At 61.3% G+C, this 14,902-nt stretch carries 15 protein-coding genes; 11 read left to right on the forward strand and 4 right to left on the reverse strand.

What is annotated here, in order from left to right; translation table 11 throughout:
- Positions 1-20: 20 nt before the first annotated feature.
- Entirely contained in the window at positions 21-665 is a 645-nt protein-coding gene (locus tag ACVWW1_RS05890) for a DUF4384 domain-containing protein (RefSeq protein WP_456655169.1), read from the forward strand.
- A 152-nt stretch (positions 666-817) separates the two neighbouring features.
- Here ACVWW1_RS05890 and ACVWW1_RS05895 read toward each other — a convergent pair whose 3' ends face one another.
- A complete protein-coding gene (locus ACVWW1_RS05895; protein ID WP_456655170.1) occupies positions 818-2,665 on the reverse strand; it encodes a caspase family protein in 1,848 nt (615 codons plus the stop codon).
- A gap of 870 nt (positions 2,666-3,535) precedes the next feature.
- Here ACVWW1_RS05895 and ACVWW1_RS05900 point away from each other — a divergent pair.
- Complete coding sequence (locus ACVWW1_RS05900; protein WP_456655171.1) at positions 3,536-4,369, forward strand: DUF1194 domain-containing protein; 834 nt, start codon at positions 3,536-3,538, stop codon at positions 4,367-4,369.
- 81 nt (positions 4,370-4,450) lie between these two features.
- Here ACVWW1_RS05900 and ACVWW1_RS05905 read toward each other — a convergent pair whose 3' ends face one another.
- Positions 4,451-5,137: a hypothetical protein gene (locus ACVWW1_RS05905; RefSeq protein ID WP_456655172.1), complete on the reverse strand. Its 687-nt coding sequence runs from the start codon at positions 5,135-5,137 to the stop codon at positions 4,451-4,453.
- A 609-nt stretch (positions 5,138-5,746) separates the two neighbouring features.
- Between ACVWW1_RS05905 and ACVWW1_RS05910 the strand changes: the two genes are divergently transcribed.
- Positions 5,747-5,962, forward strand: coding sequence for a hypothetical protein (locus ACVWW1_RS05910; RefSeq protein WP_456655173.1), 216 nt, complete (start codon positions 5,747-5,749; stop codon positions 5,960-5,962).
- Between the two features lie 543 nt (positions 5,963-6,505).
- Positions 6,506-7,798 (forward strand): hypothetical protein, encoded by a 1,293-nt coding sequence (locus tag ACVWW1_RS05915; protein WP_456656627.1) that lies wholly within the window; start codon positions 6,506-6,508, stop codon positions 7,796-7,798.
- A gap of 17 nt (positions 7,799-7,815) precedes the next feature.
- Here the strand turns inward: ACVWW1_RS05915 and ACVWW1_RS05920 are convergent, their stop codons facing one another.
- On the reverse strand, positions 7,816-8,133 hold the full coding sequence (locus ACVWW1_RS05920; RefSeq protein WP_456655174.1) for a hypothetical protein: 318 nt from the start codon (positions 8,131-8,133) through the stop codon (positions 7,816-7,818).
- A gap of 36 nt (positions 8,134-8,169) precedes the next feature.
- Complete coding sequence (locus ACVWW1_RS05925; RefSeq protein ID WP_456655175.1) at positions 8,170-10,140, reverse strand: 4Fe-4S binding protein; 1,971 nt, start codon at positions 10,138-10,140, stop codon at positions 8,170-8,172.
- Here ACVWW1_RS05925 and ACVWW1_RS05930 point away from each other — a divergent pair.
- The 7 genes from ACVWW1_RS05930 (at position 10,115) to ACVWW1_RS05960 (ending at position 14,893) form a co-directional block, all read left to right on the forward strand.
- Positions 10,115-11,056, forward strand: coding sequence for a biotin/lipoate--protein ligase family protein (locus ACVWW1_RS05930; RefSeq protein ID WP_456655176.1), 942 nt, complete (start codon positions 10,115-10,117; stop codon positions 11,054-11,056). The two genes, ACVWW1_RS05925 and ACVWW1_RS05930, sit on opposite strands and share 26 nt — an antisense overlap.
- Entirely contained in the window at positions 11,053-11,589 is a 537-nt protein-coding gene (locus ACVWW1_RS05935; RefSeq protein WP_207830509.1) for a DUF6505 family protein, read from the forward strand. Before ACVWW1_RS05930 ends, ACVWW1_RS05935 begins: the two co-directional genes overlap by 4 nt.
- On the forward strand, positions 11,586-12,593 hold the full coding sequence (locus ACVWW1_RS05940; protein WP_456655177.1) for a DUF6352 family protein: 1,008 nt from the start codon (positions 11,586-11,588) through the stop codon (positions 12,591-12,593). The genes ACVWW1_RS05935 and ACVWW1_RS05940 overlap by 4 nt, the downstream gene beginning before the upstream one ends.
- The gene (locus ACVWW1_RS05945) at positions 12,590-13,105 is read left to right on the forward strand and encodes a DUF3305 domain-containing protein (protein ID WP_456655178.1); all 516 of its coding nucleotides are present in this window, start codon (positions 12,590-12,592) and stop codon (positions 13,103-13,105) included. The genes ACVWW1_RS05940 and ACVWW1_RS05945 overlap by 4 nt, the downstream gene beginning before the upstream one ends.
- Positions 13,102-13,761, forward strand: a complete 660-nt coding sequence (locus ACVWW1_RS05950; RefSeq protein ID WP_456655179.1) for a DUF3306 domain-containing protein — start codon at positions 13,102-13,104, stop codon at positions 13,759-13,761. Before ACVWW1_RS05945 ends, ACVWW1_RS05950 begins: the two co-directional genes overlap by 4 nt.
- Before the next feature lie 119 nt (positions 13,762-13,880).
- Complete coding sequence (locus ACVWW1_RS05955) at positions 13,881-14,657, forward strand: Cro/CI family transcriptional regulator (RefSeq protein WP_456655180.1); 777 nt, start codon at positions 13,881-13,883, stop codon at positions 14,655-14,657.
- Between the two features lie 26 nt (positions 14,658-14,683).
- Positions 14,684-14,893 (forward strand): twin-arginine translocation signal domain-containing protein, encoded by a 210-nt coding sequence (locus ACVWW1_RS05960; protein ID WP_456655181.1) that lies wholly within the window; start codon positions 14,684-14,686, stop codon positions 14,891-14,893.
- The last annotated feature ends 9 nt before the right edge of the window (positions 14,894-14,902 follow it).

Raw genomic sequence — 14,902 nt, forward strand, 5'->3', positions numbered from 1 at the left:
CAATACTGTGACTGCAGGTCATGTCGTCAGCGAAGCTGGTTTTCCAGAAGCAATCATGGCTCGCGCTGGTGTTCTCGCTGGCGGGAAGCGGGATCGCGAGCGCCGCGCCGTTGCCATCGGCATTTCCATCTGCCGCGAGAGATACTCCATTGCTCTGGCATGTACAGGCGCCCCGCGGCTCGGCAAACGCTGCCAGCGTGTCGCTTGAAATCCTGCCGGGTCCAACTGTTAACATTGGCGGCAAGGTGTCATTCGGCGTAACCGCCAAAAAGCCTGGCTATCTGATACTCGTGGATGTTGATGCGGAAGGGCGGATGTCCCAGATCTTTCCAACTGCCGAGCTATTGGCGCAGTCGATCGAACGGGACATGAATCGTGTGAAGCCTGGCGTCCAATTTATTGTCCCGACTCCTGCAGCACAGCAACGTGGATTTGAGTATGTCGTCGCGCCGCCGGCCGGGTCCGCTGTGATCGTTGCGATCCTGAGCGAGCGACGTGTGCAATTGCTTGATTTGCCAGACATTCAACGGAAGATTCAGGGGCCGGCCGATACGTTGAGCTATCTGTCGGATTGGACACGTCAGCTGCGTGTAACGGACAGCGGCAGCGGAAAGCTGGTGCCGAACAATTGGTCGTTCGACATCAAATCATACTCTATCAAGTAGGCAAGCGTTCGCGCTTTTACGGCTTACTCGGGCGGTTGAGGAGTGGTCTGTCCAAGGTCCTGCGGCTTTGGCTCTGTTGCCGCCAGCATTGTCAATTGCGGAGGAGACGGCGGCCCGTACACGAGCTCGAGCGCGCCGCCGTGCATGCTGTCCTAGTTGCAGACTTCAACATTGCCGGTACCGCCGCCGGGACCTCCGCCGCCACGGTAATCGAGATGACAGCCGTGACGGACCGGGCGGCATAGATAAGCGTCACACACGATCTGGCCGCTGCCACCAGCGGGCCTAGCGGTCGCTTGCTTTCGCTTGGGGAAATCGGCTGGCGGCTCGGAGCTGTCGCGTACCGGACGATCCGCGCGCGGCGGGCGCTCATCTATGTTGCGCCTCGCCAGCGGCTTTTTCCCGCGGCGCTTCTCGCATTCGTTATCGTCGTTCAGAAACGAGCCCTCGGCACAAGTGATCTTGCGGCACTGATCGCCGTCCGCTTTATAGCCGCGCTCGCAGATCAACGGGCAAACCCGGGCCGGTTTCAGCTTGATTGCATCGAGCGCATCGAGGCTTGCAAGCTTGACGTCAAATTTGGTCCCGGCGTGCCGGTTGAACAGGCTCAGGGAGCGACGCGAGGCTGCGTTCCACTCACCGTCGATGGAGCCGGTGAAGCAGCCGACCCGGCTCAATTCGCTCTGGACTGATTTGGCAAGATCCTCCTGCGGCGGTGCCGCGTTCAAGGCGGCAACCTTCGCTCCCTCGCTATTCTGGGATGGGGCGGCGATTGCAAGATTGTCCGCCTTGGCGCCGTCGATTACGGGGCCATTCGGGGAAAGCATGGCGACCGTTGAGGATTGCGATGCAGTCCGCTTCCGTTCGGCCTCGATCGCTTGTTCCTGCGCAATCTGCTTTGACCTTTCCGCCGCGATACGGGCATCCTCCGCGGCCTTGAAATCTGCGGCCGCTTTTTCCTGTTCGGCTCGCTGGGCACCTTCGGACGCAAGCCGAGCTTTCTGCTGCTCCGCTTCCTGCGCTTTCTTGGTTGCGATAACGCGCGCGTCTTCGGCGTCGATTTGATTGAGCTGAAGCTTGGCCAGATCTGCGTAATATCCGTCGGGATGCTGGGCGAGGAACGCGTTCATAGCGGCCTTGTTGCCGAGTTGCAGGGCCAATTCGTAGTCACGACGAATCTCCGACGAGGCGTTAGCCGGCGGCGGTGGCACCGGCTCCTCTGCCTTTGGTACGAGCGCGACGTCTTCGCCGCCCAGCGAACCATAAACGTATGGCTCCTGTCGATTACCGGTAGCCTGCAAGACATCATCGCGAACAAAGCCGAAAGCCCGACGCAAGTCGAGTCCCGGCTTTGCGATATACTTGACCAACGCTGTCGCGTAAGGACTGTTCTTGCTGTTGCCGTCGAGTGCGGTCAGTCCGGCTTTGGCCGCAAATGCGATCAGCGTATTGGATATCGCGGGTTCCACCCGGGCGAGCCCGCGGCTGATCGCGCGCGAAGCGAGGGTCCGTTTCATCGTGTCGGCGAATGGATTGTTGCGACAAGCGTCAACGATCACGACGCGCAGCTGCTTCGCGGGCTCAATTGCTAGTAGGATGCGATCGAGCGAGAAGGCCTCATCATAGATATCAGTGTCGCGCTCAAGTCTGGCATCCGTCGGAATCAGATAGTTCGTCCCGTCGATCTCGATTCCGTGACCTGCATAGTAGACGACGGCGATGTCGGCATCGCGAGCTTGATCGGCGAAATCCCTCAGTGCCCGCCGCATGTCGCTCGAGGTCAGGTTGAGACGAGACTCCACCAAATCGAACCCGGCGTTCTTCAGGGTCGCGGCGATGGCGGTGGCATCATTGGCAGGATTCGGAAGTAAGGGCGCATTTTGATAGCTCGAATTTCCGACTACCAAAGCCACGCGCTTCGTTGCCCATGCAGGCTGCGAAGCAAGAAGAGCTAAAGCGGCGAGAAGAACAAGAACTCTGAAGTGGGTGTACAAGCTCATGGCTACCGTCCAAAATCGCCCGAACTAGTTTTATCGAAGTTGGCCCCGGACAAACTCGGTCGCGTCAAGCTCTGCGAGCGTGGGAAGGCCTTCTCCAGTACAAGTACCAATCTTAGGTTCAATCCATTCCTAGTATTGTCGTTCAGGGTGGCGAAGACGTTCAACCGCACACGGAAGAGTGTAGGTCACGATTCTGCCTGCCCGATGCGGGGGTGAAAAGGAAGATATTGAAATAGTTATAGTTTCTGCTCCGGCTGTTAGCGCAGTGGCTGGCTGTGCTGGCGTCAGATCCGGTTCGCCAGCGAAGTTCCATCCCCTTGGTAGCGAAGCCCAACTTAAGTGCGCATCAGCATCTAGACCGTGGATCAACGTCGGTCTCATCCTATCTATCCATGCGCTCGCGTCCGGCATAGACGGCCGCTGAGTTTGAGAGAATGGCGCTGCTTATCGGGTAACGATGAGACGGTTCGTTGGTATGTCTCAACCGTTTTGACGCACCCGCGGACGTCTGTCGTACGCTGAGCGCGCAACAATGATTACCGCATGCTGGATGTCCTGAGGCATGTTCCTGACAACTTGCTCCATATCTCGACAATTGGTCGTCAATTTCTCGGCTAGCGGTAGCTGAGTTCTTCAAAGAGTCCTGAGCCGGCAGGCTTTCCCCAAATAATGTAGCGATGATTTCGCCGACCGACACGCCTGTGCTCGTCAAGGTTTGGATCTGGGGCAGGGGTTAGCAAGTCTCTTCTGAGTTATTCGGTCTTGAGAGCGACACACCGGACAGACATTACTTGAAGGTCGGGTTTCCCTTACGGCGGATTTGAATGGCTCCGCCATCCGTGTCAACTTTGGTCCGTACTGGAGGTCGAGATGCGCTGGACCATGTCAATCGGAGCTATGCTCGTCGTCGGGGCCATCTCGGCGGGCGCGGCCGGACCGAGAAACCTCGGCTCTCAACGAAGCGACGGCAGGGAAGCTTCCGTATCGGTGGATCTTGAGCTTGTTATCGCTGTTGACGTTTCTTACTCGATGGATTTGGACGAATTGGCCGTTCAGCGCGAAGGGTATGCCGAGGCGATCTCCTCAAAGGAATTTCTTCAGGCCCTCAAGCAAGGACCGACTAGCAAGTTAGCTGTCACATACTTCGAGTGGTCGGCGTCGAGCGACCAGAAAGTTATTATTCCTTGGCGTGTGATTGATGGGCCGGAATCCGCTGGCGCGGTGGCGGATGAAATCATGAAAGCCCCATTGCACCGAGGTTCACGTACATCAATCTCTGGTGCGATTAATTTCGCCGTTCCGCTGTTCGACGAGAATCGGTTTTTGGGGTCGCGACGCGTGATCGACATTTCTGGTGACGGTCCCAATAACAATGGCATTCCTGTTACCATTGCACGTGATGCCGCAATTGAGAAAGGCATTGCCATCAATGGCCTCCCGATCATGATCAAGGAACCGTCGACTAACGCCATGGATATCAATAATCTCGATTGGTACTATGAGGACTGCGTGATTGGAGGGCCGGGTTCGTTTGTGGTCTCCATCAAGTTGCGCGACGAGATGAAAGAGGCAATTCGAAGCAAGTTAGTCTTTGAGGTGGCGGGTCGCACGCCCGAGCGGTTGGTCGTTCCAGTTATAGAGAATGAGCCGCGCGTACCCTGCTGGATTGGAGAGAAGATTTGGCAAGACCGTTGGGGGCGGTAGGATCTCTATGATTCTTAGCCTGTTCCGCATTCACGAGCGGGTCTGAGGGGAGGCGCGTGAGAATGATGGCAACCCGCTGCCCTAGGATGGCCGTTCAACGAAGGCGACGGCTTTGTTGCTATAAGTCCATATCGCACCGTCGCGTTTGCTAATCCCGAGAAACGCGGTCTTTGTACCGGCATATTTCATGCCCATGTTGCCGCCGTCGATGCCGTAGGCCCAGGGGTCGAGGCACAGAAACTCTGTGACTTTGTCGTCGGCTCCTGCAGTGCGGTGGCCGACGATGCCGACATAGTGGGCACCGCCGAGTGAGGCTCGTACCGGCACCTTGTTTTCGAGGTTCTTGATTGTCCAATCAACCGCTTTGCCGGGATCGCGACCCGCGCTCACCTGGTCGCGAGCCGTCGGTTCGACCATTTTCCAGCCCATGTAGCGGACGAATACGATCTTGAGGATCGAACCGCACCAATATTCATTGCTCACTGCCTTCAGGAAGCCGGCATTGTTCTGGTTCCATGGCAGCTTGCTCTTCTTGTAGTTTTCCATCGACTCGTCCGCGGTCGCCAGCAGAACGGGACGGGTGTTAAGCGGTTCGTCCACCAACATTTCATAAACGCGATGGCGGTTGTCCAATTCATCGCCGGGGTCTTGGTTGCTGTAGAACTTGCGATAGGCGGCGGGCGCCTTTGCCGCGGTCGTGACGCTGTGGAAATAGTGCCAGATCAGGTCGGTTTTCCACGAGGGGTCGCGGGTATGGGCGTCGGACATGGAGACCCTCCATTTACTGCTGCGGCGGCTTTGCGACCTCTTGTAGCGGCGGTCAGACGAGGCGCGCTGAAAGATTCGTCCCCGCTCGATTGACAACGGTTGGCCTTGTAGCAGTGTGTCAGATTGCCGCAGCCATGAACATACTGAGCCGTTTTGGCGGGGATGAAGTCCCGGGTCTAGGCAGCATCATCGGGCGCCTGTGCTCGAATTGGAGCTGATACGATCGCCGGGAAATGGCAGCTCGTCTAGTCGGAGGTCGATGCAGTTTCCTGCGGGCATGACCAATGAGACCGGCGTGCCGGTGGACTCCGGAACTTCATCCCGAACTGCTGCCAAAATGCGGGTTTAGGCGCCCAATCTGAGTCCAGTATTTTTGCGCGCGGCCGAGATTGCGTGTAAGGCGCCAGCAATTTGAGCATCGTTCTTGTCGACCGCGTCCTGGCGTCCGAGGCCATTTGCCGTCGACTTTAATCGGGCGGAACCCGAAAGGCCCTTCGGGGAAAATTTCCAGGGCATGTGAGGCGGTTCACATCGCGACGCTGCGGTCAGCACTAATCAGATCTCTGCAAAACTTCTTCGGGGACAGCTCCAACCGAACGGAGATTTCGCATGAAGGGTCTGATGGTAGCGGTCATCACCGCTTTTGCGCTTCTTACCGCGGTGCTCGGCATCCCGCGATCGCACTCGGTCCCGGCGGTCGGGCGGGCCGATTTGGCAAGCAGTTCAACATTGCAAGAACTGCAAGGCGCCCGCAGCGCAGCCAAGTTGCCGGCCGAGGACTTTGACGACCGGTCGCTGGTCTTTCCGAGAGAGACGACGCGCTAGACGACCACCTGTCGGGCGAAGCGACCCGCAGCCAGGATCAACGCTGAGGGCGCGCTTCATATTGAAACCTGGTCGGACGACGAACGCTATGGACCTAGGAAGGCGGCTGGAGGTGAGTCGTGGTTTCGGAGCAGGCCAAGCGATTCCAACTCACCTCGATGAAGATCAACTTCCAAGATGGCCAAGAGAAACGTCAGCACGACCGCGACGAAAATGAGCGATGGTGACGTCTCAAGGGGCACGTCGCCATCGTGTGGCGAAATCGAATTACGAAGTGATCGCCACAGCGAAATGAAATGCAGATACGTTTTGGATCGTATTTGCATGCCGTCATCCTTGACGCTTCGGGTTCAGCATAGGAGCCGACGACCCTCGGTTCAAGCCGATCAGACGCCATTGCGGCATTGAGTAGCGGAGGCCGTTCCAATTCCGCGGCGCAGCATGGAAACCCAACCACGGCCCTCGTGGTTGACCCGGGTCAAGCGCGTGCATGCTATCCTGCAAGGCAACGGCAACGTGCCGGAGCCGACCCGTGAGCCGCCGATGAATTGGCTCTCAAATCTGTGCGTCGTTACCGCTCTATGGGCATTTGATTCAACGCCGGCGCAAGGTCAACTCGCGGGTCATGGCGGGCCCGTTCGGGCGATTGCGATCTCGAGCGATGGCAACAGTGCTCTGTCAGGCGGCTTCGACACATCAGCAATTCGATGGTCACTCAAGACCGAATCCGCGGAGCAAGTCCTTCGCTTTCACTCCGATGCAGTGAATGCGGTCGCGTTCCTGAAGGATGGACGAATGGCGACAGCCGGAGCCGACGCGCTGATCGCGATCTGGACACCCGGTCGGGAGCAGCCGGATCAGGTCTTCGAGGGCCATCACGCGCCAATCGTTTCGCTCGCCGTCTCGCCGGACGGAACCAAGCTCGCTACGGCATCGTGGGACCATACGGTGGGCGTCTGGTCACTCATCGGCGGCGCGTCGCAGATACTGAAAGGGCATACGCAGAACGTGAACGGAGTTGCCTTTACTGCGGACGGACGATCGCTGGTCAGCGTCGGTTACGACCGCGAGTTGAGGATCTGGCCGATGGTGGCGGCAACGCCGGATGTCGCCCTGCTTCCGTCGCCTCTCAACGCCGTGGCAGTCGCGCCCGACGGCGAGATCATAACGGGCGGGGGCGACGGAAAAGTACGGTTTCTGACGTCGAGCGGGCATGAGACCGGCGAGATTCTAGCCGGGTCGACCCCGATCGTCGCGTTGGCGATGTCCACGGACGGCACGTTGATCGCGGCAGCGGAAATTGGCGGAAGAATTTCCGTCATCGACCGGAAGGCGCGGAGCATCGTGCAATCGCTCGCCACTCAGGGAGCGCCGGTTTGGGCAGTGGCATTCCTGCCCGACACCGCAACGTTGCTGACGGGCGGCGCGGACGGCAGGATCCGGCGCTGGAACGCGCAGACGGGCGATCCCGTCGGCTCGTCGCCACAGGCCGCGCAAAGCGATCCCCTAGCAGCCTATGCCGGAGATCGTGGCGCCGTGGTGTTTAGGGCGTGTGTTGCGTGTCACACGCTGTCCGCGGTGGAGCCGCAGCGCGCCGGCCCCACGCTCGATGGCTTGTATGGTCGCAGGATCGCGTCGTTGCCGGGATATCGCTTCTCCGACGCGCTGACGAAAATGGATATCGTCTGGACTCCCGAAACGGTGGCAAGGCTCTTCGAGCTCGGTCCGAATACCTATACGCCGGGTACAAAAATGCCGGAGCAGCGGATCGGGTCGGTCGAGGACCGCAAGGCGCTCACGGATTTCCTGGGGCGTGCCACGTTGGGGCGACGATAGCGGGCCGTTACGCAGCTTTATGCAGCTAGAAGCCGGGCCATTTCTCTATCGGGAGGTTCGTTAGGTTTGGATGCTCCTTGATCAAGCGAACAATGTCGACGTTTGGATGTTCCTTCAGGGCCTCGGAGACGCAATTGTTCACGTACTTCCGGCGCGCGAGCCAATTTGACCTTCCTGCCCTTCGCCTGCGCCTTGCAGGCAACGATCGCCTGTTTCAGGGCGACCTTGTCGGCGTTCGACAGGCGCGCGGCTTCGACGGGCGCCGGGATCATCGCTGCGCCAAGGGCAACTCCAACGGCAATGAACGCAAAATGAGCTTTGGTGAGATGAGACATGGTGCGCCTTCCCAAGTGTGCTGCTCCCAATTGGTTCTAGTTCTTGGTTTCCCGTTCGCGCAGATAATCGTCGGTCGTGCGAGGCGCCGCGCGTTGTGGCACGCCGGCAAACGGGTCGAACTGCTGCTCGCTCATGGTGATCACGCGGCAATCCGCGCACATTCGTACCGTATCGAGCCGCTTGTCGCCGGCGGGATACATCCAGTGCCGGCCCTCGAGTTTCGCTGCGATCTTCTCAATCGTGCTCTTCACGCCAAACGGCTTGTTGCAGCGGATGCAAAGCGCCGGCTCTTCCTCCTTGATGATCGTCGCAGGAGCCCTGGCGGCACGGAAGTCGATCTGCGGTCTGAGCGTGATCACCTTTTCGGGGCAGGTGCTCTGGCACAATCCGCATTGCACGCAGGCATCTTCGACGAATTTGAGCACAGGACGTTCGGGATCGTCGCGCAGCGCGCCGGTCGGGCAGACCGATACGCACGACAGACATAAGGTGCATCCCTCCACATTGACGCTGATCGCGCCGAGTGGTGCGCCTTCAGGCAGCGCGATGACGTCGACCGGCGAAGGCGCCAGGCGGTGCAACTCGTGAAGCGCGACGCGAAGCAACTCGCGCTGTTTGCCGACGGACCGGAAGCTCGCGGGATGCTCGACGGTCGGCGCCGGCTCGATTGACCAGAGCGCCTTGCCCAGTGCGTCGGGATCGTCGGTTTCGATTGCTTCGACCCTGCGTCCTTTCAACCCAAGTCCGGAGATAATCGCATCGGCCATCGCGATCGTCTTGAAGAGGCCAGCGACGTCATGCCGCGGCTTTGCGCGAAGCAGAAAACGTATCCCGGCCGCAGCATAGGTGAAGGAAGCGACGACGGCCTCGAGTCCAACCTGCGTCACCTCGTTCACCGCGAGGGGCAGCACGCTGGCCGGAAGCCCGTCGCCATGACGGGCGAGCGCATCGATCAGCGGAGTGCCGTGCTGGCTATCGTGAAACAGGACGACGGCATTGGCGCCGCCGGCTGCGTGATAGGACAAAAGCATCGCGCGCAATTTGTGCAACAGCGCGTCGGCCGGCGGCAGGGCATAGGTTGCCGCGCCGGTCGGACAGGCGGCGGCGCATTGGCCGCATCCGGCGCAGACCTCCGCATCGATCCTGACGTGATCGCCATCCGGCGTGATCGCCCCGGACGGGCAAAGATCGAGGCAGCGATGACAACCGGTCAGCTTCGATCGCGAATGCACGCAGAGCTCTGCGGTGAAGTTGACGTACTGCGGCTTGTCGAAACTGCCGACGAGATCGCGCGCCTTGAGTACCGCGCGCAGCATCGCGGGCGGATCGCTCGGGTCGGCGCGGAGATAACCTTCGCGCAGGTCATGCGCGGGAAAAAGCGGCGTTCCGCCGGAAAGATCCAGCACGAGGTCGCAGCGCGACGTCAGGCCGTTGCGCGGCGCCTCGAACAGCAGCGCCTCGCGCGAGGAGGGGCGAGGCGCGGCATAGTCGTCGATCACAAGCTCGAAGGCGCCCAAATGTCCCTTGGCGTTGCGAATCGTTCCCCTGACGATCGGGAACGACGTTGTCGCCGGCGGTGCAATCTGCGCTGGCCCCATGATCATGACGGTTACGTCGAGGTGATCTGCCAGCAGTTGGCCCGCTTCAACCGCGATGTCGTCGCGGCCATAGATCAGGATCACGCCCTCGCTCGACAAGGTGACAAACGGGTAGGGCGGCGCGAGCTCGGACGCTGCAGCGAGCAGCCCTGCCATTTTCGGCCCCGCCTGTCGTCCTGCCAGGGACCACCCTGCGGTCTCCCGGATGTTGACGAACTCCGTTCTTTCCGAGCGGCCCTCCATCGCACCGGCAAACAGCGGCGCCTCCTGGGTGCAGCAAATGATCATTGGCGCCGCGACCTTCGCTGCATCGCGAAACCGATTAAGCTCGGCTCGACACAGCTGTCGGAATTCGGCGATCTCGCTGTTGCGACATCCTCGCTTGATCGTTGCGGTGTCGAGACGCATCGTGTCTTCGCACGAGCAGATCAGGATCGTCTTCGGCGAATCCGGCATACGCGGCTATTCACCTCCCAAAGCGGTCGGAGGACGAGGGGCGGACTCGCGCCGTCCCCCTTGCTCGGATAAGCTATTATCACACGGGAAGAAATGGAAGCTGGAGGTCCGTCTGTCGCCGACCGTCCGCACGTGCTCATCGATCTTGGAGCCCGTTGACCTGCCTCCGCCGTTCACGCTGGTGAGGCTGCGCGAGACGCGTGATGCCTTCGCCCATGCCATCGGTATCGCGGAGGAAAGCGGGGCAGGTACACTGACCTATGTGGGGCGCTTCGATCTTGCTGAGTTCGCCGTCGTGCTCGAACCCGGCGAGCCCTTGTGCACCGCGCGCCGGGCCTTCTATGCCGCCATGGTGGCATTGACCGACGCCTTGCGCGCCTATGCACCGCCGAACAAGCAGGTCGCCATCGACTGGCCGGATGCGGTCCGTGTCGACGGCGGGCTCGTCGGTGGCGGCCAGCTTGGCTGGCCATCGTCCGCGAAAGAGGATGAGCCGCCGCGTTGGTTGGTGTTCGGCGCCATGATCCGGACGGTTGCGATGACCGAGGCGGACGCGGCCGTCCATCCGCTCGCTTCGGCGCTCGACCAGGAGGGCTTTGGCGAGGCCGGCGCGGTTCAGATCACTGAAAGCTTTGCGCGGCACCTGATGCTCGCGACCGAAACCTGGCAAGTCGACGGTTTTGACGCAGTCGCCCGCGAATTCCTGAGCCGGCTGACGGACGAACCGCAGACCTCTCGCGCGATCGCTGACAACGGCGATCTTCTGGTGCGCCGGGTCGGAGCAGATGGAACCGAGCGGCGCGATTTGAGGAAATCCCTCCTATCGTCCTCGTGGCTCGATCCGAAGCTCGGAGGGCCGCGCCCGTGAAGCTCTTGCGCACCATTGCGCTCGATCCGTCCGACACGTTCGTATTCGACGTGCCGGCGGAGCCCGGCGAATGGGCGGTGCCGGGCGCGTTCCGCTTCCTTGATCGAGATTTGGCGCAACTGGACGGTAAGGACCGTTCCGCGTTCCGCGGCGGTTTTCTCGGAGTGCAATCCTGGGGTTGGTCGACGCTGACGCAGATCGTTCCAGCGACCGCGGACGATCGCCGCGCGCTGGTGGAACTCCTTGCGAAGCGGCTGGTCGAACGGTTCGGTGCGCCGGATCTTGCAACCGCGCGCGGGGCGGCAGAAGAGGAGGTTGCCTTTGCGCAATCGCTCTGTGCCCATCCGGTTAGCACGCTGATTGCCGTCCACCGCTCGGTGCGCGATGGCGAGGTCCGCGAGTCCTTCCGAAGCTTGCGGCTGCGCGAGGGGCAGAGGCACGGCAAGGCGTTCTCGTTCATGGAAGTGGAGGATGACGTCGAACGAGGCGGCGATCTCAATCTTGCCGAGATGACCAAGGAGCCAGAGAGATGAAGGACTTCTGGATCGCCTGCGGCCACCATCTGCTCGACCGCAACGCGAGCGGCGCGCTCGTTGTCACCGATGAATACCTGAAGGCGTATTTCGCGCGCCCCGAGCTGATGCCGCCGGACAACGCGTGCGCGGTCGAGCGTCGCTTGCACCGGCAATTGCTGGCCGATCCGCGCCTCCCGGTCGGAGACGCGGAGGTGGCCGCGATCGGCGATGCCGACGCGCAGGAAAACTGGCGGTTCGTGCTGGCATTTCGTGACCTCCTGCTGCGCCATCCGACGCTGGAGGCGGCCTATCTCGCGACGGTTCGTTCAGGTTCGGTCAATCTGCCGCCGCTGTTCATGAACCAGTTGGTGCATGTGATCCTGCGCAATGCGCTTGATCGCTGCGAGGATCCGTTTCAGCTGCGCGCGGCCGAGTTGTTTTTTCGGCCGCAACGGATCCTGTCGCACGAGCATTTGCTGCTCCTGGGCGACGATGAAATCCTTGGCGGGCGTAGCCCGACGCCGGTGCTGTCGCTGATGTCCATGCTGGGCGCGACGAACGATACCCAACTCGACGTTCTCAGCGAGGAGAACGCCGACGGCTATTGGCAACGTAGTGACCAGTTCGATATGGCGCTTGATCTGACCGGCCGAGGGCGAGGGCAGGTCGCGCTGGCCGGCGCGATGCGGCGCTGGATCTTGCATCTGCTCGGGATCGCTGTGACGATCGAGCCGCTGGCCGAACTGCGCAACGCGGAACTCACCTGGTATGTGGGCCTGGATTCCGAGGCGACCCGCATCGGTGACTGGCTTTGGCAGGGTGAATCCCTCGACGACCGCATCGCGGGGCGCGTGCTGGCGCTGTTTCGGCTGAGCTTTGCGGATCCCGGCCTGATCGTTGACGCCGCGGGGCGCATGCCGGCCTATCTGATCCTCGCAATGACGTCCGATCAGGTCGTCCGGATGAAACCCCAGAACTTGCTAACGGGGTTGCCAATCAAGCATCTGGAGGCCGTGACGTGAGCCCCGTCGTCGAGCCGCTGGTCCGTATCTCCGTCGGCGTCGTGGTCGAGCGCCGCAGAGCGGATTCTCCGTGGATCGACGTCGTCTGGCGCGGCGTCGGGGTGCTGCCGGATGAGCCGGAGATGACGCCGTGGACGGTGATCCGCGAGCAGGATGGAGTGACGCTGTTTTACGCCGGCAGTGCGACAGTCGATCTCTACCGCTCGGAAACCGATCGCTACCGCGACAATCTCACCTCCGGCGTGCCCAGCATCTGGATCGTGTTGAGCCCTGCCGAGAGAGCCTCGCCCTACCTCCTTTCCGCGGTCACGGCCGATCCCGCCGAAGGGGAAGCGTTCACGGGGGCCGGTGCCAATCTCGTCGAAGCGGTGCCGATGCCTGAGGTGCTGCGCCAGGCGATTGAAGATTTCATCGCCGAGCACCACGTCGAAAAGGAGTTCTTCAAGCGCGAGCGGAGCCGCGCCGATCCGGAAGCGCTGGCGCAACGGCGCCATGAAGGTGAGCACGAATGAGCGAAGACGACTTTCTGGCGCGCTGGTCGCGACGCAAGCAGGCCGCGAGGGACGGCCACGCCGAACCAAGGCCCGAACAACCCGCCGAGGCGAATGCGCCGGCGGCGGCCGGCCCTGACGTGGCGGAGCCCTGTCCGACCGAGTTGGACTTGTCGAGCCTGCCGTCCATTGAATCGATTGATGCCGCGACCGACGTCTCGGCCTTCCTTCGCAAGGGCATTCCTCAGGAATTGAGCCGTGCCGCGCTTCGCCGGGCCTGGAGCGCCGATCCTGCCATTCGCGATTTCATGGGGCTGGCGGAAAACGCCTGGGACTTCAACGACCCGACTGCCATGCCTGGCTTCGGTCCGCTGGACTATTCGGCCGAGCAGGTTGACGCGCTCGTCCGCCGCGTTGTCGGGGACCTCGTGCAGGCCGCCGAGAACGCGACCAACCCGATCGAAGGGACTGTCGAAGACGCCACGCGACCGGCCGTCGCTGCGGTCGACGATTTGGCGCAAGCATCAAATCCGGTAAAGGCGCGCCCGGATCTCCCACTGTCCGATGAGTCCGCAACCGCGGAATTGCCCCCAAGCTCTGCTGCACCGCAACTGCTAGGCCCGGGCGACGAGACTGCCGTTCGGCGGCGCACACATGGTGGCGCGCTACCTCGATAGGCTGCGACCAAATGCTATAGCCGTAGGCTATGCGCATCGATTGACCGCTTCCCAGCTCCCGAATAGTCTTTGTTAAGCAAACGCAATCAAGCGCTTGGCCCCGAGGATGGGAGGGCGGCGTGCGCGATGCGGGCCTTGAAAGTGCCATCGATGCTGCGGGCGGTGTAGCGCAGCTAGCCCGGAAAATCGGTATTGCCCAGCCCTCGGTGTCGAACTGGAACCGGGTGCCGGCGCAACGCGTGATTGCAGTCGAAATCGCGACGGGCATCTCGCGAAAAATTCTTCGTCCCGATCTCTATAGCGAGCTTGCGATATCGGACATGCTCGATCCGATCGAAGCCGGACGCGCGCAGGAATACGCACTGCTTGCGACCCTGCTCTCGTCGGCGCCGTCGCAAGACTTCCTTGAGAAGATCGCGCAACTGAACGGCGATGGGACGCCGCTTGGTCGCGCCCACTCCGCTCTTGCGGAGGCCGCTTCGATCGCGGTCGCAACCGAGGTCGAGCGCGAATATTTTGACCTGTTCGTTGGCGTTGGGCGCGGCGAGCTGCTGCCCTACGCGTCCTACTATCTGACCGGCTTCCTTAATGAGCGCCCGCTGTCGCGACTTCGTGACGATCTGGCCGCGCTTGGCATCGAGCGGGTGGAGAGCAATCCAGAACCCGAGGACCATGCGGCGACGCTATGCGAGATCATGGCGGGCCTTGTGGCTGGTCGTTTCCCGGCGTCGCTCGCAGCACAGCGCGCCTTCTTCGAGAAGCATGTTTCGCGCTGGATCGGACGTTTGTTCGCTGACATGGCGAAGGCCGAACGCGCCAAGTTCTATCGAGCGGTCGGGACGCTGGGATGCGTGTTTTTGGAGATTGAAACAGAGGCCTTCAAGTTCGCCAATTGACGGGGTGCCCGTCCAGGAGAGGTGCAATGAGCGATGAGAAGAAAATGATGGCAGGCCGCCGCGACTTCCTTCGCAAGGTCGGAATCGGCACCGTTGGTGCAGGCGCCGCGCTGGCCCCCCCCTTGATCGCGCCGGCGCAAGCCGACAGCGAGACCGAAGCTGAGAAGCGCAAGGCCCGCTACAAGGAAACCGACCACGTGAAGGCGTACTATCGCGTCAATCGCTATCCACGTTGAGGGAGGCGG

This window comes from Bradyrhizobium sp. JR3.5 (genome assembly GCF_054057015.1).